This window comes from Streptomyces silvae, from assembly GCF_016745505.1.
In the GTDB taxonomy this organism is placed as follows: Bacteria; Actinomycetota; Actinomycetes; order Streptomycetales; family Streptomycetaceae; genus Streptomyces; species Streptomyces silvae.
The window spans coordinates 1-23,169 of the sequence record NZ_JAERUC010000197.1 but is presented as its reverse complement, the minus strand read 5'-3'; the positions used below and the strand labels follow the sequence as shown (position 1 = coordinate 23,169).

Annotated in this window: 13 protein-coding genes; 3 read left to right on the top strand and 10 right to left on the bottom strand. The window is 69.2% G+C overall.

Going from position 1 to position 23,169, the window contains the following annotated elements:
- Positions 1-20 precede the first annotated feature (20 nt).
- The 4 genes from JKV81_RS32760 to JKV81_RS32745 form a co-directional block, all read right to left on the bottom strand.
- Positions 21-1,244 (bottom strand): AAA family ATPase, encoded by a 1,224-nt coding sequence (locus JKV81_RS32760; RefSeq protein WP_202079264.1) that lies wholly within the window; start codon positions 1,242-1,244, stop codon positions 21-23.
- A 38-nt stretch (positions 1,245-1,282) separates the two neighbouring features.
- Positions 1,283-6,406 carry a class I SAM-dependent DNA methyltransferase gene (locus JKV81_RS32755; protein ID WP_202079262.1) on the bottom strand — a complete coding sequence of 1,708 codons (5,124 nt, stop codon included), beginning with the start codon at positions 6,404-6,406 and terminating at the stop codon, positions 1,283-1,285.
- Between the two features lie 82 nt (positions 6,407-6,488).
- A complete protein-coding gene (locus tag JKV81_RS32750) occupies positions 6,489-9,383 on the bottom strand; it encodes a DEAD/DEAH box helicase (RefSeq protein WP_307820651.1) in 2,895 nt (964 codons plus the stop codon).
- Between the two features lie 70 nt (positions 9,384-9,453).
- Positions 9,454-10,620 carry a serine/threonine-protein kinase gene (locus JKV81_RS32745; protein WP_129266436.1) on the bottom strand — a complete coding sequence of 389 codons (1,167 nt, stop codon included), beginning with the start codon at positions 10,618-10,620 and terminating at the stop codon, positions 9,454-9,456.
- 269 nt (positions 10,621-10,889) lie between these two features.
- Here JKV81_RS32745 and JKV81_RS32740 point away from each other — a divergent pair, with 269 nt between their 5' ends.
- On the top strand, positions 10,890-11,300 hold the full coding sequence (locus tag JKV81_RS32740; RefSeq protein WP_202079258.1) for a hypothetical protein: 411 nt from the start codon (positions 10,890-10,892) through the stop codon (positions 11,298-11,300).
- A 10-nt stretch (positions 11,301-11,310) separates the two neighbouring features.
- Here the strand turns inward: JKV81_RS32740 and JKV81_RS32735 are convergent, their stop codons facing one another.
- The 4 genes from JKV81_RS32735 to JKV81_RS32720 all read right to left on the bottom strand — a co-directional run bounded on the left by JKV81_RS32735 (position 11,311) and on the right by JKV81_RS32720 (position 18,118).
- Positions 11,311-14,619: a type ISP restriction/modification enzyme gene (locus JKV81_RS32735; protein ID WP_202079257.1), complete on the bottom strand. Its 3,309-nt coding sequence runs from the start codon at positions 14,617-14,619 to the stop codon at positions 11,311-11,313.
- A gap of 81 nt (positions 14,620-14,700) precedes the next feature.
- Positions 14,701-15,288, bottom strand: coding sequence for a GNAT family N-acetyltransferase (locus JKV81_RS32730; RefSeq protein ID WP_202079255.1), 588 nt, complete (start codon positions 15,286-15,288; stop codon positions 14,701-14,703).
- Between the two features lie 59 nt (positions 15,289-15,347).
- Positions 15,348-16,949 (bottom strand): alpha/beta hydrolase, encoded by a 1,602-nt coding sequence (locus tag JKV81_RS32725; RefSeq protein WP_202079253.1) that lies wholly within the window; start codon positions 16,947-16,949, stop codon positions 15,348-15,350.
- A 125-nt stretch (positions 16,950-17,074) separates the two neighbouring features.
- On the bottom strand, positions 17,075-18,118 hold the full coding sequence (locus JKV81_RS32720) for an Rv2578c family radical SAM protein (protein ID WP_129266440.1): 1,044 nt from the start codon (positions 18,116-18,118) through the stop codon (positions 17,075-17,077).
- Between the two features lie 147 nt (positions 18,119-18,265).
- Here JKV81_RS32720 and JKV81_RS32715 point away from each other — a divergent pair, with 147 nt between their 5' ends.
- On the top strand, positions 18,266-18,709 hold the full coding sequence (locus JKV81_RS32715; protein WP_124275686.1) for an SRPBCC family protein: 444 nt from the start codon (positions 18,266-18,268) through the stop codon (positions 18,707-18,709).
- A 200-nt stretch (positions 18,710-18,909) separates the two neighbouring features.
- Positions 18,910-21,378: an MFS transporter gene (locus JKV81_RS32710; RefSeq protein WP_202079251.1), complete on the top strand. Its 2,469-nt coding sequence runs from the start codon at positions 18,910-18,912 to the stop codon at positions 21,376-21,378.
- Positions 21,379-21,434: 56 nt separating this feature from the next.
- On the opposite strand, the gene JKV81_RS32705 is transcribed toward JKV81_RS32710, so the two are convergent.
- Both JKV81_RS32705 and JKV81_RS32700 read right to left on the bottom strand, forming a co-directional pair.
- Positions 21,435-22,508, bottom strand: coding sequence for an acyltransferase family protein (locus JKV81_RS32705; RefSeq protein WP_202079249.1), 1,074 nt, complete (start codon positions 22,506-22,508; stop codon positions 21,435-21,437).
- Positions 22,508-23,169, bottom strand: a 662-nt coding sequence (locus tag JKV81_RS32700) for a glycosyltransferase family 2 protein (protein WP_202079247.1), incomplete at its 5' end; no start/stop codon positions are given. The genes JKV81_RS32705 and JKV81_RS32700, both read right to left, overlap by 1 nt.

The following is a 23,169-nucleotide window of genomic DNA, read 5'->3' as shown; positions in this document are numbered from 1 at the left end:
GATGAACGGTGCTCCACGGCTCACAGTTCACCGCCGGTGAGGTCGCCTCCGAGCACCCCGGAGAACCACAGCTCGCCGAGTGGTTGGTCACCGGACTCCTCGACGATGTCGTGCACCTCGTCCGTGGTGAGGGCCGGGATGATCGAGGCCCCGTCCTCGTCGCGGTCACAGACGATGAACTCCTCTGGCTCCAGCCGGTCCACCAGGGCGGGAGAGTGGGTGGCGACGAGGAACTGGCTGCGGGTGGAGGCCTCGCGGAGTCGTTCCACGATCAGTTCCAGGGCCTGGGGGTGCAGGCCGTGGTCGATCTCCTCGACGCAGGTGAGGGCCGGCGGGTCCGGGTCGTAGAGCATGGCGAGGAGCCCGAGCAGGCGGACGGTTCCGTACGAGGCGTCGGCGAGCGGGGTGGGCCGGCGCAAGCCCCGTTCGCGGAGGATGACGGTCACCTGGTCGGCCGAGCCGCCGAGCCTGGCGAACTCGATGTCGTCGAGCTGGGGCAGCACGGTCCGGGCGTCGGCTACCAGGTCCTGCCAGGTCTCCTCGGTGGAGCTGAGGTAGTAGAGGAACTCCGCGAGGTTGTCGGCGTCGGGTGAGAGATCAAAGAAGCGGCTGCGGCGGAGGCGGGCAGGGAGCCGCGCGGCCGGTACGTCGACGTCGAACACCCGGAACGTGGAGAGCTGCTGGGCGACCTTGGAGACCTCTTCGCCGCCGTCCGAACTGGCCAGGCGCGGCAGGGTGGACAGCCCACTGCTCAGCCGCTGGATGCCGAAGCTCCCGCTGTCGGACTCCTTCCCGGCCCGCTTGTCGACGACCTTGGCCTCCTCGCCGGAGACGGTGATGCGTCGGCCGCGACCCTGGGTGCGCTTGAACTGGAAGCTCTCGATGCGGGACAGGCTGTAGGCGTCTTCGCTGCTGCGGAGCTTGCGGCGGCGGACGGTGAGCTCGTACTCGTCGGGTGCGTTGACGCTCGCGTGCGTCGTCCAGGTTGCCTTGAGCCGAATTGTCATGGACGTGGGTGGCTTGGGACCACCCCAGAACGCGACCTCGTCGAAGCCGCCGCGTGCGTCCAGGGCGGGCTGGAGGTCGGTGCGGATGATGTCCGAGAGCAGGTCGAAGACCTTCAGCAGGTTGGACTTGCCGACCCCGTTCGGCCCCACCAGGACGGTGAGGGGGCCGAGGGGGACGGTCACGTCACGGAGACTGCGGAAGTTCTCCACGTGGAGTTCGAGCAGACGGCCGGGCATGGTCGCGAACCTATCGGGTGAGTGGGGCAGCGGTCCTGTCATTCCGGCACGGGCGCGCTTTCCGGGGTGAGGGCCGGCTCGGGCGGGGACCAGCGGCCTGCGGCGATCTCGGCATCCAGGCGGGCCTGGAAGTGCGCGTGAGCGGCGCGCATTTCGGTTTCACGGTCGGCCTTGTAGAAGGGGGCGGTGTAGCCGGCGGGGGGTGGGGTGGTGGCGGGGGAGGCCAGGTGGTCGAGGAGGTCGAGGTAGTCCTGCTTGGTCTGGCCGTGACCGTGGGTGTTGTGGTTGCGGGCGATTTTGCGGCCGCGGGCGTCGAAGTACATCTCGGACTCGTAGTCGGAGAGGACGGGGTAGCGGGACTTATAGATCGCGACTAGCTGATCGGCGGTGATGCCGAGCCAGACGGAGACGAGCGCGTCGAGCTCTACGAGGGCGGCGCGGCGTTCGTATTCGGTGCGGAGGGGGGTGTCGTACTGCCAGGTAGACGTGAGGGGAGTCGCCAGGGGGGCGAGGTTGGGCCACACCGGGTTGGCCCAGTCTTCGTAGCCGGGCCAGGTGGGGTGGTACAGCTCTTCCCAGAGGGGGGTGTATGCATCGGTGAGGCAGTTGAGGCGGAGAGTGCGGAGGAGCAGGGGGGCGGCGAGCGGGTGGTTGGAGGTAGGCGCAGGCATCTTGAGCGCCTCGCCAGTCATCAGATTGGCGCGGCCCGTGATGCGAAGTAGGTAATCCAGCGGGAGGGCCGCCCAAAACCCAGAATTTAGGACCGTGAGGAGATTACTCGGGAGCACCATTGAGTGCACGCCGTGAATATGTGATGGCCCCGGAGGGATAAGTGCAGCGAACAAGCTTCGTTCGTTGGCGAGCGGAATCATGATTCGCCAAGCCAATCGATAATACTCTGTGTGTCGACGGCCATTCCACATGTCTTGCGCGTCCTGGTATCGAACGAGGTCGCTTGCGCGTACGTAATTCGTGTGGGGTACGACGTCGGCAGCGATGGTCCGATGGTCCCAGGGTGAATAGTCCTGGTTGTGGCGGCATGGGATATTGGGTTGCTTGTTGAATGGAGTTGCGACTGCGAAATGAGGGCCCTGTAGAATTACCTGATCCAGGGTGGTCGGCTGGTTTGTGTCCCATCTGATCAGGCCATCTTCCTTGGCCTTCTTTTCGTGATAGCCGGGACTGATGGCCGGTTTATGGCGTATGACACGTTCCGCCACGGCAGACAGTGCCGCAATGGCTCCTTGCTCGTCGGTAGTAACGGGGTACAGGAGCGCGGCCTCCAAGTCGGGGACGCCGTCTTCGCCTGAAAGCTTATTCCACTGCGCCAACTGCTGTTCGTCTACATGGATCAGCCGCGCCCCGTGCGAGCGAATGTCCCAATTCTGGTTATATTTCATGCCAGGGGTCGGGCCGGAGCTATTGTGTGAGAGGGACCCGCTGAGAGTCTCGGCTGTGAAGAGCCAGCTTGCGTGTATGAAGTTTGGTGCTCGCCCTGCGCCGTACACGTGGATTCCATATTCAATGCGATCGTGAATATCGAATAGCAGTTTTGCATTGATGAAATGTGCATGAAGGCGTAGGTGTCTGTAGGTCGCCCCTCGGAGAGTTTTCTCCTTGATCCCTGCGAAATGTGAGTCCGGGTGAATGAGTCCAGCCATCCCTGTGGAGTGTAGGTTCGACCACGCTTGACACATGAAGGCTCGGTACAGGTCTGGTTGGGTTCCAGTGAGCAAGGGATACATCGTGGAATTGCTCAGAACCGATAGGGTTCCAATGTTGGAAGACAGCTCTTCCAGGAAATAGTGGCGTGCCCTCGTTGTTTCCTTGAGCGTATCTCCCTTTCGTGATCTCCAATCCGTCACGCTAGGCTTTTCGGTCAGCGCGAACCACGGTTCCAGCTCCGCCAGAACCAGATCCTCCTGCCACCGCGGCCTAACCCAAGGCGGATTCCCCACCTGCAAGTCGTACCCACCCCGCGCAAACACCTGCGCGTACTCCAGCTCCCAGTGGAAGAACCCCTGCCGCGCCGCAACATCCGCCGCAACCGCCACCCACAGGAATCGGTTCTCCAGCCAGTGCGCCCGATCCATTCCCATCAGCTCGGGCAGTGCGTCCTCGTACGGTTCCAGCTCGTCCAGCGTCGCGAACGATGCCACCAGCGAGTCCGACGGAACCTCCTGCGTGCCCAGCAGCGACTCCGCGAAGTCCAGCCAGTCCTCCAGCGCCGCCAGGGGGATCACCGGTCGCCGCTGCTCCCGGATCTGCTCCTTCCGGCGGCCCGTACCTCGTCGGCGCTCCACCGACTCTCGCGTCAGCTCACGCGAGTCCGTCGTTTCGCCGAACAGGTCGTCCGTCTCCCAGGACATGAGCACACCGGACTCGTGGTCCGCCGTCACGCCCGCGACCTCGGCCGGCCGTGCGTACTGCTCGGCCGAGCCGTCCAGCAGCGCAGCCTCCTGCACCGGCCAGAACCACAGCGCGCACCACGTGTCCATCAGCGTCTTCAGCCGCCAGTACGGGGTGTCGACCGCCTCCAGGTCCGCCAGCACCTTTTCTCTCTGCACCGCGACCTCGGGCGACCGCAGCCAGCCCTCCTCCGCACCCCACACGTCGATCCGGCGCGAGATGTCCCGCTCCGAGATCTCCAGGCGGCGCACCACCAGGCCCCACAGGTACTCCGCCCGCCGCGCCAGCCCCTGCAACCGTGCCGTCTGCTTCGCGCTCGGGGACTTCGTGATCGCCTTCCGCCACGCGCCCAGCGTCTTCGCCGCCTCGGGCGCCAGCGCTTTGGCCTCCTTCTCGGCCGCGACCGCGCCCCACTCCTTCGCCGGGAGCAGGAAGTGGTGCACCGCCCCCTCCGGGAGCTCCGCACCGGTCACCGCGTCCGCCAGTGGGAAGCGTTCCGGGGTGGTGCCCAGCCAGCCGCCCTTCTTCAGGCGTTCCGGGCCGTACACCTCACGCCGTCCGCCGATCAGCGAGTTGCCGCGCCGCAGGTGCAGGCCGAACCACGGGGCCTCCATGCCGGGGTGCATCGTGTTCAGCCACAGCGACACCTCGGCCAGCTCCACGGCCGTCTCGTTGAGGTCGACGCCGTAGGAGTTGTGCAGGGCGATGTACGCCTTCGCCTTCTGGAGCTCCTGGGCGTACTTCTCCGTATCGATCGCGACGCCCAACTCGTCCTGACGGCGCCGCAGATACTCCGCCGCCACCTGGTTGATCGCCTCGTTGAGGAACGCCCCCGAGCCCAGCGCCGGCTCACAGATCTTCCAGTCCAGCATCTCCCGGGCTTCAGTCACCGTGTCGTCCTGGTCCAGGCGGTGCTGGAGCGCCAGCTGGACGGTGACCTTGGTCAGGGACTCCGGGGTGTAGTACGAGGCCGAGGTCTGGCGGTCGCGGCCGGAGAGGCGGTAGACGAACGAGCCCGGGGCGTGGCGGATCCGCCGCTCCTCGCCGGTGTACTCGTCGCGCTCCCGTACGTACACCGAGTCGGCGTACTCGTCGGCCCGCGAGGACGGGACCAGCCAGGAGCCGTCCTTCGGGTCGCCGTTCTTCGCGACCTCGTACAGTTCCTCGCCGGCGACGAAGCCGCTGTACGACATCAGGCCCTCGTAGACCGCGCCGAGTTGGTTGATGCCGAGCTGGGCGTACGAGATGAAGCCGCCGCGTTCCTTGCGCTTTCCGCGCGTGAGCATCAGCAGGCGCAGCACGCGGTACAGGGTGGCGTTGCGCAGGCGGGTGTCCAGGAAGCGTTCCGAGCCGGGCTCGTCCGCGTCGTGGCGGGGGTCGGGGACGGCGCGTGCGCCGATCAGCTTGATGGACTCCTGCTCGAACAGCTTGGAGTGCAGGGGCTCGAAGCGCAGACCGAGGTCCTCGGACGCCTTCGCCGCAGGGGACGAAGGTGCCCCGTGGGTGCGGCGCGGGCGGTAGCCCTCCTGGACCTTGCGGAAGAGCAGGTCAAGGGACTCGTACAGATAGAAGCCGCGGCGGGACTTCTCGTCCACCAGGTCCTGTTCCGCTACCAGGTCGCCGAGGCGGGCCAGGCCGTAGCCCTGCTGGTACTCGGGGTAGTCGGAGGGCAGGATGCCGAGCTCGGGGCGGGCCTCCGCGTACAGCAGGAACAGGATGCGGTAGAGGAAGCGCAACGACTCGCGGGTCAGCTGGCGGCCCAGCTCCGGGAGTTCCTTGACGTCCTCCGGGCGGACGCCCTGCTCGCGCAGGCGCTCCAGGACCTCGTTGGCGATGAGCTCGACGCTGATCCGCAGGCCGTCGCGGAGTTCGCTGGACACGCCGACCGCATGTTTCGTCGACTTGTCGACGAGTCCGGCGAGCGGGTTCTCGCCGCCCTCCTCCGGCGTACGGAGCGAGTCGGCGCCGAACAGGGCCGCCACGGTGTCGAGCTCGCCACCGGCCTTGGTGTCGTTGCGCTCCAGGGCGGCGTCCAGGGACAGCGCCAGGTACCGGCCCTCGCCCCAAGCGGCACGGTCCGCGAGGACGACGACACCGCCGACCAGCAGCAGGACATAGCGAGGGGCGTCCTCGCAGGCGAAGAGGAACGAGGCGAGCTTGGAGCCGGTCGTCACCCGGTGCTGGCCGTCCAGGGCCAGCTGTTCCAGCAGACGGCCGGGACCGTTCGGGTCGAGGGCGGCGTCCGGTTCTGCGGCCCAGCCGCAGTCCAGGGCGACGAGGTCCTTCTCGTAGTGGGCGACCCGCACCTCGTACGACTGCTCCGCCCGCTCCACGGTGATCGTGCGCGGCTTGGCGTCGAAACCGAGCGCGCGCAGGACGTCCGCGTTCAGCGCGCGTACGCGCTCCCGCCACTCCGGGGACGCGTACGTGACGGTGTCGTCGTCACTCACCGAGGGGACCGCCGAAGACTCCGTGGTCGCGTGCTCCCCGCCGAGGGCGAAGTACGAACGGGCCCGGAAGTACGGGCGGCGCAGGGCGCGCAACCCCGCTCGGGGAGTGACCGGCAGCGCATCGGGGGCCGGCTCCGCCTCGGCGCCGGACTCCTCTGCGGCGGCCTTCAGCGCGTCCGCCGCCTCGTCCTCGCGCTGCTTCCACTCCGCGAGCAGCCCGGACTTGAGGTCCTTGGGCAGTACTTCGGCCAGATAGTGCGCGGAGAAGTACTCACCGCGGTTCATCAAGGAGTCGTACGTCATGAGTCAGAACCTTCGCGGGAACGGGAGGCGGAGGGAAGAAGGGGCGATGACCGGCGTGCGGAGGCCGGTGCGGCGGCGGGGTTCATGACGCCGTCGGTGCCAGGACGGCCAGGACTCGCAGCATCGGGCGGCCGGTGGTGAGGAGCGAGTCGGCCAGCGAGGCGAGTCGCTCCTTCGCGTGGTCGCCCGCGAGTGACGCGCCGCCCTCCGCGAGGGTCGGCTGCTTCCACTCACCCAGCCGCAGTTTGTACTCCTCGATGGGCTTGCGCAGCGGCTCGTCCCAGGCTTCGCGGTGCTCCTCCAGGAACGCCTCCGCGGCGTGCAGGACGTCCGGGACCGCCTCGCGCAAACGTGCGGTGTCGTGCGCCTGCATCGGGTTGGCCATCGACGGGCCCACTCCGGCGCGCTGCAGGACGGCCACCATGTCGTCGTCGACCGCGCCGTCACCGGTGACCGCCATCCACTTGACGACGGTCGGTCGGCCGAGCGCGTTGGAGTAGATGCCCTGGACGAGGTACGTCGCCCGGTCGACCGCCGCCGTGACGACCGGCGCCTCCTGGCGGTTGAGGCGTACCAGGACCTTGTCGGTCAGCCACTCCACCACCGGGTGCAGCTCCGTGAGCAGCGAGATCTCCGGCCAGCTCGACGTCGAGGACTCCCGGGCCCGCTGGAGGGAGTGCTCGGCCAGGCGGCGGTTGAGCGTCACCAGGAGGCGTTCGCGCAGACGCTGCTCGCGCACGTAGTCCAGCGGGAGCGCCTTCATGCGGTGGACGAGGTCGGCGGGCGGCCGGAACGAGATCAGGCCCGACTCCTGGTCCATGGACAGATCCAGTCGGTCCTGTGCGTCGGGGAACACCTCGCGCAGCGCCTCGTCGAAGAACTCGCGGGTGGAGGTGAACAGCCGGGGGACGCGCGCCTGCGGCACGCTTCCGCCGCCGTGCCCGGCCTGCGCGGGATCCGAACCGTCCGACTCCGCGTGAGCCGCGTCCCCCACCGAACCGAAGAAGTCCGCCAGGAAGTCGTCCATGCCCGCGTCGTCGTCGGCCGAGGAGGCGTTGTGGGCGGCCAGCGACTCGTCGACCGTGCGGCCGCGCAGCAGGTCCTGGATGAGGGACTTCTCCTCGGCCTCCGCCCGGTAGAGCCCGGACACCGCCTCGGCCGTGCCCAGGGCCCGATGGGCCTCGTCCTCACGGTCCAGCAGGCGCTCGGCGACGAGGGTGTCGTCCTTCGCGCCCTCCACCTCACTGGTGAGGATCAGTGCGCGGAACTGTGGCTGGTGTGCCTGCCCGTAGCGGTCGATACGGCCGTTGCGCTGCTCGATACGGATCAGCGACCACGGCACGTCGTAGTGGATGAGCTGGTGGCACTGGCGGTGCAGGTTGACACCCTCGGAGGCCACGTCACCGGTGAACAGCATGCGTACGGGGGTGTCGGCGAGACCGAAGTCCTCCACGCACTGCATCTGCTGCTCGTCGGAGAGCCCGCCGTGCATGACGCGGGCGGCTGCTTCGGCGGTCTTGCCGGTACGGAAGCCGAGCGCTGCCGGTACGACGGTGCGCAGCCACTCCAGGGTCTGCACACGCTCGGAGAAGACGACGACGCGCGCGTCCGACTTCGGGCCGACCCCGACAGCCTTCAACTGATCGACGAGTGCGGCGAACTTCGCCGAGTCGGCCTCCGTCATCCCGGCCGCGAGTTCTTGGAGTCGATACAGCGCCGCCATCTCGGCCGCCGTGCCTTGGGGGGCGTTCTTCTTCTCCAACGTCTTGATGCGCGCGGCGACGGTCGCCTTCAACGCCGCGTGCGAGGAGAGAAACGACTTGAGGAGCGTGTAGGGGAAGAGGGGAACATCGCTCACCGACGGGCGGCCGTCCGCCGGGAGCCAGGCCTCGGCCAGCTCCTCGAAGATCTTCTCCTCCGCCGGGGTGGCGGAGCAGCGGACGGACTGTGAAGGGCCGCGGTCCGCCCACTGGCCCTTCATCTGGTCGCGGACCTCGGGGCTGACCTTCGTACGCCGGATGAACAGGTGCTTGATGTCGTCGGCGCGGTAGTTCTCCGGGTCCCGGATCGCTGCCGGGTCGAGGAGGGAGATCAGCTCCGCGAACGAGCGGGCGTTGCCGTTGTGCGGGGTCGCGGAGGCCAGGATCAGGGCGTCGGTGCGCGGGGCGAGGATCTGGGCGAGCTGGTTGCGCAGGGAGCCCTTGTTGATGAGGTTGTGCGATTCGTCGATGACGACCGCGTCCCAGTTGATCCGCTCCAGGTGGTGCTTGTACTGGTCGGTGTTCTTCAGGGTGTCGACGGAGACGATCACGCGCTTGAAATACGTGAACGGGTTCCGGCCGGCCGGGATCTCACGCTGGATGCGCTCGATGCCCACCGAGTCAAGGCGGATCAGCGGAATCGCGAACCGGGTCCACAGCTCGTGCTGGAACTGTTCGAGGACGTGCTGCGGGGTTACGACGAGAATGCGCTCACCGCGGCCCCGGCGGATCAACTCCGCGAGGGTCAGCCCGATTTCCAGCGTCTTTCCGAGACCGACGACATCCGCGATCAGGAGGCGGGGACGCAGGTTGCGGCCGGAGAGGGCAAGCTCGGCCGGGCGCTGCTGATAGGGGAGCGCGTCCATCAGGAACTGGTCAGCCAACGCCAGACCGCGCTCCGACTGGGGCAGCGCCGTCTTGCGGAGTACCGCTTCCAGGAAGAGGCGCGAGCGGCGGAAGTTCGGAGAGTCGTCGCGGACGAGCTCGGTCTCACGCGGGTCGATCAGCTCGACACGGTCCAGCTCGGTGAAGAAGACCGCCTCCCGGTCGCGTACGAACTCCGAGGCGCCCACGGCCTCGATCCGGGCGCCGTCATGCTCGGTGCGAGTGGTGGTCCGCACGAGCCACACCTCGTCGCGTACGAGGATCTGGGCGCCCGGCGGGTACTGGGCGTCCTTGTCGCTCGACGTGGTGGTGGTGCTCTGGTCGGCGGTCACCCGCGGCCTCCTGGATGGTGATGGTGGTGTGGCTGTGGTGCCAGGGTGCGGTGCTCCCCGCGTCCGTCGGTCAGAACGGGGTCTTCGCGGCATAGGCCTTGCGAAGCTGCTCGGCGGTCCGGCGGGCCTGAGCGGAGTGGCGCAGAGTGCGGGGAGCGGGCGCGCGGCGGCGTGTGCTCGGGGCCGGGGCCACCGGCTGTGGCTGGGGTTCCTGCACGGTGGCAGTGGGCGATTCCACCGTGGGCTCCGGCGGCTGCGGTGCGGGCTCGGCAGCCGTGATCGTGTGCAGGTCCGCGAAAGGCACCGTCGGCGGCACGGTGGGCGTGGGCAGGGGCTCGGGGACGATGTTCTGGGGTGCGGTGCTCGCCGTGTACGCGGTCAACTTGCGGCGGGCCTGCGCGACCTTCATGCCCTGCGCCTCGATGACCGCCCGGCAGCGGCTGACCACCTCGGCAAGTGCCGGTCGCTCCGTGGGGTCCTGGGCGAGCATCGCCGTGAGCAGCGGGGTGAGCTCGGCGGGGAGACCGGTGAGGTCGGGGAGGGTGTTCGGGTCGGTCGTCTTGTGGAAGACCATGAACGGGGTCGCCCCCTGGTACGGGTAGTGCTCGGTCGCCGCGTACAGGAGCAGGGCACCGAGTGCGTACACGTCGACCGCGCCGGTGAGCGGCTTGACACCGGCCGCCTGCTCCGGGGCCATGCAGACAGGGGTGCCGACCACCTGGTTGGGCGCGGTGAGCGACACGTTCGACTCGGCGAAGACGGCGAGTCCGAAGTCGATGACCTTGGGGCCGTTGGGGCCGAGCAGGATGTTCGCCGGCTTGAGGTCGCGGTGCAGCAGCCCCTGGGTGTGCACGGAGGCCAGCGCCTCGGCGAGCGTCGCACCGAGTGAGGCGACGAGGAGGGACGGCAGGGGGCCGTGCGTCGTGACGTGCTTGCCGAGATCCGGACCGTCCACGTACTCGGTCGCCAGCCAGGGCTGCTCCGCCTCGGGATCCGCGCCGAGGAAGGCTGCGATGCGCGGACCCCAGACCGTCTTGAGGATCTCGATCTCCTGCGCGAAACGCTGCCGCGACTCGGAGTCCACCACGGTCGGCTTGATCACTTTCACGGCCGCCGGCTCGCCGCCCTGCGATTCGCCGAGGAAGACCTGCCCCATACCTCCGTGACCGATCCGACCGAGCAGCTCGAAGCCGCCGAGCTCCGCGGGGTCCTCGGGGCTGAGGGGAGTCGTGTGCACGTCGGTCCCTGGTCCTTGGTCCTTGCAGTCGGCCGATCCGTGGAGCGCCGTAGCGGCCTGATCAGGCGGATTGTCCGTATGTCCGCATGGATACGGTAATCGATCGGCGGGGACGGGTGGGCCTGATTCGCAGGGCTGGTCCGACAGCCGGATTCTCGGGCTACGGCGCTATGTGTGAACTGGGCCACTTTACGCCCGTGCCGCGGACAATCCTCTGTGAAAACCCGGCACAGAGCGAGGCATCTAGACCATGTGCTAGGCATGTGGGCATGCAAATTTCCGCCCCTCTACCCCATGTAGACCTCACCGATGCGCAGTGGGGGCTGCTCGCGGAGCTGGTCACCACTCCCCAACGCGATCCGGGCAGCGGCACGGCCGATGCGGAAGCTGCCGTCGCGCGAGGGATCGATGCCGGGCAGGTCCAGCGTGATGAGCCGCTGCTGAACTGGCTGAAGTTGATCGAGCGACGAGACGGCCGGCTAGCCGCCACCGCTCTCGGGGCTGCCGTTCACTACCGGCGCCTGTGCGAGTCGTCGGAACGGCGACTCAGCGAGGTGGTCCGGCTTGCCGAGGCACACGAGACGACGGCACCGCACCTCGCACTGGCCGTCCGACTGCTCGCCCAGGGGTCCGTTACCTTCGACGAGGCCCTGAGCGGCGCCGTACAGCGCCCGGCCTGACCCCTCGCCGTCATGTGAGAACGTCTGCCGCGAACAGTCCGTCCACCGGACGGTAGCGCGGCTTTCGGCCGGTCTCCGAGGCGAGCAGAACTCCGGCCGCCGTCAGCTCGGCGTGAGTGGCCACGGGGCCGGCGAGGATGTCCGTCAGGAGTTCGGACTGTGCGGGGCCGAGATCGGTGAGGCGGCGGAGCACGGAGAGCAGTTCGATCAGTTCCTTGGTCCACTCCGGCGGCCAGCTCTCGACGTGGATGTCGTCCAGTGGACTCGTCCGCTTGCTGGTGGGCTTCGCCTTGCGGTAGCCGAACCACTTGTTCACGACCCTCATGCCGCCGACGTGATAGGCCCAGACCGCTTCAGGCACAGGCGCGAAGGTGCCGTCGCCCACGCGCAGGGTCTGCGCCTCGGCCTCGTAGCTCATGCGCTCCGGAACGCTGCTGCCGATATGGGTGAGGTAGCGAACCTGCCGTTCATCCCCGGAGGGGAACTCGATCGCTCCGGAGGGCCGGCCCGCATCGGGGGCGGCACAGCGCTCCCCGTAGGTCGAGGCCCAGAGAAGCTCTCTGCCGACCGCCGTGGCTCTGCGCCACAATTCCGGATCACGGGTCAGCGGTAGACGTACTCCGGGGGTGAGCAGGTCTTCGGCGAAGCGTTCGGTGAATGCGCTGTGGCCGGTCACAGCGACGGTGTACGCGGCGAGGTCCATCACTGTCACCGGCTTCCCACCCATCGCGTGGGTCATGTAGGTGAGGAGGCCGTCTGTGACGTTGGGGGAGCCGTCGGGGTGGAGGACAGGCAGAACGCGGCCGCCACGGCCGTTGAAGTGGTGCGTGTCAGGCAGGAGATGGGTGGCCACGATGGCCGGGCCCGAATCGATCTCGTGCGACGACTGCTGGTTGAGGAAGAGCTGGTCGGGTTGAAGCGCGGCCCAGAGGTCGGGGCGCGGGTAGTCAAGAACGCGGTTGTCCGAGATGAGCCACTGTCTGTCGAAGCTGCGCAGCGCCGTGCGGACCAACTGCGGTTGCAGCTTGGTTTCGTGCTCGATTGCGCGTGACTGGTGCGTCTGGCCTGGGAGTGGCTCCTTCTTGTCGTTCAACGTGCGGTCGCGGGTGGACTTGAAGAGTTCTGCCTTGCTCTGTGAGTCCGTCTCGCGTACGAGGCGTACCCACCGCCGCCGCAGGGTTTCCGGCGATGGGCTGCTGACCCAGGACCGGTTCGATTTGACGCCAGGGCTGCCCCACTGAAACACGCTGTCCAGTGCCGGGAACTCCTCCCATCCCGACTGGGTCGAGGGGGTGAAGGGCCGCACCCCATCGGCATGCGTGTCCCTCCAGCCCTTGTCATCCAGCTCGATGGTGCGTAACTGCCGGAATTTCCCGTCGCGTCTGCCCGCCACTGAGCGGTAATGCACGCGTGCCGTGCGGCGCTCGCCACCTTCAACCGTCGCCTTGCGGACGAAGATGCAGATGGCCAGCGGCTGCGCCACACCTGGAAACACTCGTGTGGCGACATCCGCGCGCTGTCCCTCCGGAGAGAGGTTGATGACCCAGCCCTCGTCGCACGTCCGGCGCAGGTATTCCCGCATCCCGCGTCCGCCGGGGCCAGTCGTCCAGCCGGACGGGCTGATGAAGCAGACGACTCCGTGCCGGTCGGCGTCATGGGCGTCGAACACCTTCCAGGCGGCCCAGCGCCAGAAATAGACGTACATGTTTTTGAGTACGTGCTCATACCGGCCGTTCCCGGGCAGCCGGAAATCATCGAGAAGCGGCGGCTCCTGGCTGCCGCTTCGCTTCTCGACCCAGCCGCCACGGCTCTCTGCCTTGTCGTCGTACGGCGGATTTCCGATCACGACGGTCACCGGGGTGTTCGCCTTGATGCGATTGGCCCGCCGCCGGGACGCGGACAACGCGTCGTGTGAGTACAGGTATTCCTCATCGACGAAAGGGTTGTCGAGGGTGTCGGTGACATAGAGGTTGAGCCCGTCTTCCGGCACCGGCGCGCGGTGACGCTTCAGCAGGTCCGAAGCGCGGAGCTCGGCCACGGCGTAGGGGCCCATCTGCAGCTCGAAACCGTAGAGACGCGTGGCGAGGCGGGCGATGGCGTCGGGGGCCATCGCGGGGCCGTAGCGGTCGGCGGCCTGCTCCGCCACCCGCTCGATGATCGTGTGGAGATACGTGCCCGTCCCCATGGCAGGGTCCACGATGCGTACGTCGTCCTCACCGAAGCCGGTCGGCCGACCCAGGCGGGTGCGCAGTACGTCCTCGGTGAGCCGGACCATCTCCTCCACGACCTGGTGGGGGGTGTAGTAGGAGCCGCTCTTCTGGCGCAGGGCGGGGTCGTAGACCGTGAGGAAGTGCTCGTACAGGTGGAGGTAGGCATCCCGGTTGCCGGCCCGGATGGCAGGCCAGTCCACGCCCGTGATCGTGCGCTGGAGCAGTTCGAGCGTCACCCGGAAGCGGTCGTTGACGTTGTCCGTGAGCAGTTGTAATGCCCTGCCCATCAGGGCGTGATCGGCGTCGAGGCGCCGACCGATGTCATGGAGACCTGCATCCTCCACCAGGAGGCCCTCGGAGCGCGCGAGCAGGAGTGCGAAGGTCACGGCCTGTGCGTAGCCGTCCGCAAACGTGGCGTCGTCGGCGGAGGGGAACAACCGTCTGCGCCACTCGTTCTTGAGGCCGGTGAACGGCCTGGAGCGGAGGTCGTCGTCGGCGGCGGAGGACCTGCGCTCGGCTGCCAACTGTTCCAGTACGGCCGACCGCAGCAGCCTGCACAGAGGGGCGATGTGCTGAACGAGCCGCGATACGTTGGAGATTGCGGGAGGCTTCCAGTTGAGGAAGACCTTGAGCAGTGCGTCGAAGGCGGCCGGGTCGGCTGGGGAGAGTGCCTTGCCCGCACTCTTCAGCGCACCGTTGAACCAGACCGTCTCGCCGAGCTGTTGTCCGTCGCGGAACAGCCGCCACTCGGTGCCGTTGGAGTAGAGCACGTTGGGGAGGTTCCGCAGCTTCTCCCACTGCTCTTTGTTCGCCTTGTTGAACGTATTGGGATCCACGGACAGACCGGCCCGCTTGAGCTCGATATAGCCCGTCAGCTCACCGCCCGCCCGTACGGCGTAGTCGGGCCGGACGCCGAGGTCCGGGAGCGAGTACTCGTCGTGCCAGCTGACTTCGTGCTGCTGATGCCGCTCACCGACAGCCTTGAGCAGGGCCTCGAGCGGGCCGCGTATCGATGCTTCCGGGCCGCCCCCACCGAACAGTTTGATCTTGGACGCCCTGCCGAATTCGGCGACAGCGGTAACAAGCCATCCGTACAGCCCCTCTGACATGTGCCCCCCACGGGTCGAGTCAGCTGCGGTGATCCCCCGCTACGCATGGTTCGCTGTGGGCGACGGACTGTCAACGGTGCGTCACGGCTGGATGTCAGGCGACATCGCCGGCGGGGTGAGCGGGCGTACGTACCGGAGTTCGGGGATCATGGCGCCGCCGGCCTCGAAGGTCTCCTCCGGCCCGTCCGGCCGGAAGCCGGCCCGCTCGTAGAAGCGCCGGGCCCGCGTGTTCTCCTTCAGCACCCAGAGCGCCATCCCGGCGAATCCGTCAGCCCGCGCCCGCGCGGTCACCTCGGTCAGCAGTGCGCGTCCGGTGCCCGTGCCGAGGTGGTCGGGGTGCGCGTAGAGCGCGTACAGCTCCGCGCTCCCCGGCCGGGCGCTTCCGTCGCGGCAGGGGCCGTAACAGGCCCAGCCGGTCAGCGTGGTGTCCGGGGTCTCGGCCACCAGGTTCACCGGGCCGCCCTCCGCCGTGAGGTACGCGCGCCGGCGCTCGGCGTCACGGCCGGTGTCCATCGCGTCCAGATACGCCTGTGGGATCATCCCGGCGTACGCGCGCTGCCAGCCGCGCACCCGGATCTCCCCGACGGCGGCGCAGTCGTCGAGGGTCATCGCGCGTATGCGCACGCCGGGGGCGTACGCGGGGGTGGGGCGTGGGGTCACGCGGTCCATCCTGGCGTACGCCCCCGGCGTGCGGGCCCGGCATTTCTCAGCCGGAGATGGGCCGGAGATCAGCCGCGGAAGCCGAGCAGGCCGTGCAGTGTCCTGCCCTTCATGTTCGCGCCCGCCTTCGTGGCGGGTGCGGGTTTCGGTTCCGGCAGGGCGTCGCAGACCGCGTCCGCGCCGCTGCCGCCGCGCTTCGGGAGGGTGCCGTCGGTGAGGTAGTCCACCAGGTGGGCGTCCAGGCAGTCGTTGCCGCTCAGGGTGATGCCGTGGTTGCCGCCGCCCTGCTCGACCACGAGGCCCGAGCCCTTGAGCCCGCGGCTCATGGTCACACCGCCCTCGTAGGGCGTGGCCGCGTCGTCGGTGGCCTGGAAGATCAGCGCGGGCGGGATGGCGTCGTTGTCGACCCGCACGGGCTCCAGCGGCTCCACCGGCCAGGTGGCGCACGGGGCGTTGTACCAGGTGTTGTTCCACGCCATGAAGGGCGACTTGCGGTGCGCCTGCCAGGTGTCGTTGCGCCAGGTGCTCCAGGTCCGCGGCCAGCCCGCGTCGCGGCACTGCACGGCGGCGTAGACGGAATACCCGTTGTCGCCGCTGCTGTCGACGGCGGCGAAGTCCTCGTACGCGGTCGCGAGGGCCTCCTGGTCGCCGTCGTTCACGTACGCCGCGAACGTCTCGGCCAGACGCGGCCAGTAGCCGTCGTAGTAACCGCCCGGCAGGAAGGTGTCCTCCAGCTCGGCCGGACCGACCTTGCCCGCCGCGGGGTGCTCCTTCACCGCGTCGCGCATCCGGTACCACGCGGCCTCGACGCCGGCCGGGTCCTTGCCCAGCTTGTACGTGGCGTCGTTCTTCGCGACCCACGCGGCGAAGGCCTTGTGGCGGGCGTCGAACGCGTGGTCCTGGCCGAGGTTGTCCTCGTACCAGACGCCGTCCGGGTCGACGACCGAGTCCAGCACCAGGCGGCGCACGCGCTCGGGGAACAGCTTGGCGTAGACCGCGCCCAGGTAGGTGCCGTAGGAGTAACCGAAGTAGTTGATCTGCGGGGCGGCGAGGGCCCGGCGGATGACGTCGAGGTCCTTCGCGGCGCTGACGGTGTCCATGTACGGCAGCAGGTCACCGTGCTTCTCGCCGCAGGCGGTGGCGAAGGAGGCGGCCCGGTTCCGCGCGGTCCTATCCGCCTCGTAGGAGTCCGGCACGGTGTCGGGGCGTACGGGCTCGAAGTACTTCGGTACGCAGTCCAGGGCAGGGGTGCTCTTCCCGACCCCGCGCGGGTCGAAGCCGATCACGTCGTACTGCGCGGCGAGTTTCGCGGGCAGCGAGGCGGCCACGAAGCCCGCCATGGAGAGCCCGCTGCCGCCGGGGCCGCCGGGGTTGACCAGCAGGGGGCCCTGCGAGGTCTTCGCCGTGTGCGGGATCCGGGACAGGGCGAGGGTGACCTGCTGACCCGACGGGTTGTCATGGTCGAGCGGCGCGCGGACGGTCGAGCACTGCAGGGCCGGATACGACTTCGTCCCGCAGCCGGTCCACTTGAGCGGCGCTGCGGCGGCCTGGGCGGCCGGACCCGCCCCGGCGGACGGGGCGGACGGGGTGGACGCGGTGGACGGCGCGGCGGTCACCAGTCCGGCGACCGTGGCGCCGACGGCGACCAGAATTCCTGCACGTTTCGTCATAGGGCCTCCCGGGTCGGGGAACGCGGCTGTGGGTGGCACAGCCCCGCCGCATGCTTCCCGGATCGGGGCAGGGCAGGACACCCGGCGCCGAGAGTTGACCCGTTCGGGCAGGGAGACCGGTGCGGTCAGAGCAGGGTCAGCTGGGTGGGGCCGGGCGCGTGGCCGTCCGCCGGGGCCGGCTCGGTCCCGCGGTCGATGCGGCGGGCGCCGCCCCGGTCGGCCGGGCCGATGCCGAACTCGGCCGCCAGCTCGTGGACCCGGCGGGTGATGGAGCGCTGGTACCAGGTCGGTGCGTACGCCCCGTCCGCGTACATCCGCTCGTACCGGCGCACCAGGTGCGGATGGTGCTGCGCGACCCACTGCATGAACCACTCGCGGGCGCCGGGCCTCAGGTGCAGGACGAGCGGGGTCACCGAGGTCGCCCCGGCGGCGGCGATGGCGCGGACCGTGGCGCGCAGCTGGTCGGGGTGGTCGCCGAGGAAGGGGATGACCGGGGCCATCAGCACACCGCAGCCGATCCCGTTGTCCGTCATGGCGCGGACCACGTCGAGGCGGCGCTCGGGAGAGGGGGTGCCCGGCTCGACCGTGCGCCACAGCTCGGGGTCGGTGAAGCCGACCGAGACGGAGACACCGACCTCGGTGACCTCGGCGGCCTGCCGCAGCAGGTCGAGATCGCGCAGGATCAGCGTGCCCTTCGTGAGGATGGAGAACGGGTTCGCGTGGTCGCGCAGGGCCGCGATGATGCCGGGCATCAGACGGTAGCGGCCTTCCGCCCGCTGGTAGCAGTCGACGTTCGTGCCCATCGCGATGTGCTGGCCGTGCCACTGGCGCGAGGCCAGATGGCGGCCCAGCAGCTCGGCGGCGTTGACCTTCACGACGATCTGGGAGTCGAAACCGAGGCCGGTGTCCAGGTCCAGATAGCTGTGGGTCTTGCGGGCGAAGCAGTACACACAGGCGTGGGTGCAGCCGCGGTACGGGTTCACGGTCCATTCGAACGGCATGCGGGAGGCCCCGGGCACCCGGTTCACGATCGAGCGGGCCCGGATCTCATGGAAGGTGATGCCCCGGAATTCCGGGGTGTCGAAGGTGCGCGTCGTCACCGCGTCCGCGGCGAAGAGCGCACCGTTACCCGCCTTTGTGGTGTTCTCTGCCAGATTGTCCCAGCGCATGAACGCCTCCTTGGTAGCACTCCGCAGAGAATAGAACATGTGTTCCCTTGATCGTGCGCGGCGGACCGCGGGCCCCGATTTTGAAGGGCCGTACCCGAGGTGGTTGGCTCACAGCACCCCGTACAACCGAGTGGTGGAGGAGCAGGCATGGCGCAGGTCGAGGCCACGACAGAGCGGATCATCGCGGCGGACGCAGAGACGGTGTTCGATGCGCTGGCCGACTACAAGGAGGTCCGGGGCAAGGTGCTGACCGGGCACTTCAGCGAGTACGAGGTACGCGAGGGCGGAGACGGCGAAGGCACCCTCGTCCACTGGAAGCTCCAGGCGACGAGCAAGCGGGTCCGCGACTGCCTGCTGGAGGTCACCGAGCCCACCGACGGCCAGCTGATCGAGAAGGACCGGAACTCCTCGATGGTCACCACCTGGACCGTCACCCCGGCCGGTGAGGGCAGGTCCAAGGCCGTCGTCACCACCGTGTGGGACGGCGCCGGCGGCATCGGCGGATTCTTCGAGAGGACGTTCGCGCCCAAGGGGCTCGGCCGGATCTACGACGAACTGCTGCAGAACCTCGCCACCGAGGTCGAGAAGTAACCCCGCTCCACCAGCTGTTGGCGTCACGGCCGGCCTCACCGGAACGAGTGGTTTTCCGGGGTGGCCGGTTGTGCGCCGTAACGCCTCCCACCGGCGCATAAGCCCTCTGAGTGCGCCCTTCGTGCGCCCGGTCGCGTTTGCCCCGCCTTGCCGCCTGATGCGAGAAATGGGCGGCGCAGCTGCGACGAGGGGAGCGTCACGTGGTGGGTGGGATCACTCTGGTGGAGGACGAGCCGGGAGGCACGGAGTACGGGGTGCCCGGGACCTGGGTGGAGCCCGGTGTCGCGGTGAAGTCCGAGCCGCCCCCTCCACCGTCCGCCGCCGGGCCGCCCGCCCCTCCGGACGAGATCAGCCCCCGCCGGATCCGGCTGGTCTTCCTCGGGCTGATGCTCACCCTGCTGCTCGCGGCGCTCGACCAGATGATCGTCGCCACCGCACTGCCGAAGATCGTCGGCGAGCTGCACGGCCTGGACAAGATGTCCTGGGCGGTCACCGCCTATCTCCTCGCCTCCACGATCGGCCTGCCGATCTACGGGAAGCTCGGCGACCTCTTCGGCCGTAAGGGCGTCTTCCAGTTCGCGATCGTCGTCTTCGTGATCGGCTCCGCCCTGGCGGGCTGGTCGCGCACCATGGACGAACTCATCGCCTTCCGCGCCGTCCAGGGCATCGGCGGCGGCGGACTCATGATCGGCGTCCAGGCGATCATCGCCGACATCGTCCCGTCCAGGGAGCGGGGCCGCTACATGGGCCTCATCGGGGCGGTCTTCGGCCTCGCCTCCGTGGCCGGCCCCCTCCTCGGCGGCTTCTTCACCGACCACGCCTCCTGGCGCTGGTGCTTCTACATCAACGTGCCGTTCGGCCTCGTCACCCTCGCCGTCATCGCGCTCGTACTGAAGCTGCCCAAGCCGACCGTCCGCCCCCGACTCGACGTGCTGGGTGCCCTGCTGCTGGCCGCCGCCTCGACCTGCCTGGTGCTGCTCACCAGCTGGGGCGGCACCGAGTACGCCTGGGGCTCGCGGACCATCCTGGGGCTCGCCGCCGGGGCCGCCGGAACGACCCTGCTCTTCCTCGTCGTCGAGCACCGCGCCGCCGAACCCGTCATCCCGCTGCGGCTGTTCCGCGACTCGGTCTTCAACGTCACCTCCCTGGTCGGCGCGGTCGTCGGCGTCGCGCTCTTCGGGGCCGCCAGCTATCTGCCGACCTACCTCCAGATGGTCGAGGGCGTGTCCGCCACCGAGTCGGGGCTCCTGATGCTCCCGATGATGGGCGGCATCGTCATCGCCTCCGTCATCTCCGGGCAGCTGGTCTCCCGCACCGGCCGCTACCGCGTCTACCCGCTGATCGGCGGAGCCGTGTCGACCGTCGGCATGTGGCTGCTCTCCCTCCTCGACACGGACACCTCGCCGCTGGAGTACGGCATCTGGCAGGCCGTCCTCGGCATCGGCATCGGCCTCGTCATGTCCGTCCTGGTGCTGGCCGTGCAGAACTCCGTACGCCCCTCCGACCTCGGCACCGCCACCAGCGCCCACAACTACTTCCGGCAGATCGGCGGCAGCGTCGGCGCCGCGATCTTCGGCACCCTCTTCGCGGGACGGCTCGCGGACGCGCTCGGGGTGCGGCTGCCCTCCGGCGCCGACCTGCCCGACGCCGAGTCGATCACCCCGCAGCTGGTCCACACGATGGAGCCCGCGCTGCGCGACGCCTACATCCAGGCGTACGCCGACGCGATGCCGCGGATCTTCCTCTACCTGGTGCCGGTGCTTCTGCTCGGCCTCTTCCTCGCCTTCTTCCTCAAGGAGAAACCGCTGGTGTCCCATCACACCCCGCAGACGGCCCCCGACCCGGCCGCGGCGCACTCCACGATCCCCGCCGCCCGCACCGACCCCGGCCCCCCGCAGCCCGGCCCGCTCCCCGGGCTCCCGGTGTGCGGACGTGTCCAGCACCCCGACGGCACGACCGTGGGGCGGGCCGCGCTCACCCTCATCGACGGCCAGGGACGGCAGGTCGGACGGGGCGCGAGCGGCGACGACGGACAGTACGCGCTGAGCGCCCCCGCGGCCGGTGCCTATGTGCTGATCGCCGCGGCGGGCGGACACCAGCCGCAGGCCGTCAGCGTCACCGTCAGCGACCGGCCGGTGGACCTGGACGTGGTCCTCGGCGGGGCGGGGCGGCTCGCCGGAGCGGTCCTCACACCCGACGGCGCCCCCGTCCGCGACGCGGCGGTCACGCTCACCGACGTACGGGGCGAGGTCGTCGCGACCACCCGCACGGGACGCGAAGGCGCCTACGTCATCAGCGAACTGGTCGCCGGTGAATACACCCTCGCGGCCAGCGCCCCCGCCTTCCGCCCCGCCGCCCTCCCGGTCAGCGTGCAGGCCGCCCGGGAGACCCGGCAGGACATCGAGCTGGCGGGCGGTGCCGTGCTGCGCGGCGTCGTACGCGCCCCCGGCGGGCGGGCCGTCGAGGACGCCAGGGTCACGCTGCTGGACGCGGCGGGCAACGTGGTCGACACCCTCACCACCGGCTCCGACGGGGCCTTCCGGTTCGTGGACCTGTCGACCGGCGAGTACACCGTGATCGCCGCCGGCTATCCGCCGGTCGCCACCGTGCTCCAGCTCCCCGGAGGCGGTCGCACCGAACGCGACCTCCAGCTGGGCCACGAGGACTGACGAAACGTCAGTTCGGCGGGGGTGTACGGACGTCGACGCCGCACACCCCCGGGCCTTCACGGCAGCAGCCGGGGCTTCCGTCTCGCCGCGACGTCCTCGACCCAGCCGAAGCACACCACGGCCACGGCGATCAGCACCCAGGCGACACCGAACTGCCACCAGAGACTGTCCAGCGGCAGATGCCGCTCCAGCGCCGGAACCTCCCACATGAGGTCGATCAGAGGCACCGCGGCCATCAGCGCCATCTCGTGCCAGAGGTAGACCGTCACCGCACGGGCGTTGAACACCGTGACGGCCCGGTCGGCCATCCGGTGACGTACGAGTCCGTCGAAGCGGGGCCGGAAGCGCAGCAGGAGCAGCACGAACCCCGCCGACCACAGCGCCTGGGCGAGCGGGATGTCGTCCAGGTCGTACGACCCCTCCGCCGGGTGCCCCGCGGCCCACCAGGCGCCGGCGGCCATCAGCGGCACCGCGAACCCCACCGTGCCCGGGGCGCGCAGCCGGTCGAGCACACCGTCGCGGTGCGCGAACCCCAGCAGCCAGCAGAACAGGAACACCGAGGCGTCGCTCAGCGCGCTCCCCACCCGGCCGTCCGGCACCCCGTTCACCGTCTCCAGCACCACGACGGGCACCAGCGAGAGGACGAGCACGGGCAGCGGGGCGAGCCGGAAGAGACGCAGCAGCAGCGGCGAGACCAGCACGAACCACAGATACGCGCGCAGATACCAGAGCACCGCCCAGGCCTGCTCGCCCCACGCGTTGCCGGGCGGATCACCGACCGGCAGCACCCAGAGCAGCACGTCCGGCCCCGGCACCCAGCCGTGCAGCAGCATCGCCACCCCGAGCACCAGGCCGAACAGCCACACCGGGATCAGCAGCCGCCGCAGCCTGCCGCGGAGCACCCCCGCCGCGGGCCGCTTCAGCGAGCGGGCCATGAGCGACCCGGCGAGCGCGAACATCACGCCCATGGAAGGGAAGACGTACCCCAGCCACGGCCACTCGAAGGTGTGGTACGTCACCACCCGGACCAGCGCCACGGCCCGCAGCACATCGAAGGAACGGTCCCGGCCGGTCCCTGCCGCAGCCGCGCGGGACGGCGCGGCCGCCGTCCTGCGGTGCGTCCCCGCCACTACGAGGCACCCACGTGGGGCGTGCCCACCTCACCGGTGCGTTTCAGCTTCTGCCAGCGCAGTCGGCCGCCGGTCGCCGCCGTGACGCAGGAGTGGATCAGCACGAGGTACATCAACTGCCGGTAGGCGAGCTGCTGGAGAGGCATCATCAGCAGATACCGGTACTTCTCCCGGTCGAGCCGGAAGGCGTACGCCGCACAGAGCAGCTGCACGGCCAGGATCGCCAGCCAGGCGAGCAGTGACGCCTTGAAGTCCACGAAGATCATCGCGTAGAGGGTGAAGACGTCGATGAGCGGCGCGAACACCGGGGTGACGATCTGGAAGAGGACGACCAGTGGCATGCCGACCCGGCCGAAGCGCCCGGAGGGCCCCCGGTCGGTGACGGAGCGGCGGTGCTTCCACAGCGCCTGCATGGTGCCGTAGCTCCAGCGGTAGCGCTGACGCCACAACTGCCCCAGCGAGGCGGGTGCCTCGGTCCAGGCCCGGGCGTGCTCGGCGTAGACGACACGCCAGCCCGCCCGGTGGAGCGCGATGGTGATGTCGGTGTCCTCGGCCAGCGTGTCCTCGCTCATCCCGCCGGCCTCCAGCACCGCCTGCCGGCGGAACGCCCCGATGGCGCCCGGGATGGTGGGCATGCAGCCCAGCAGGTCGTACATCCTGC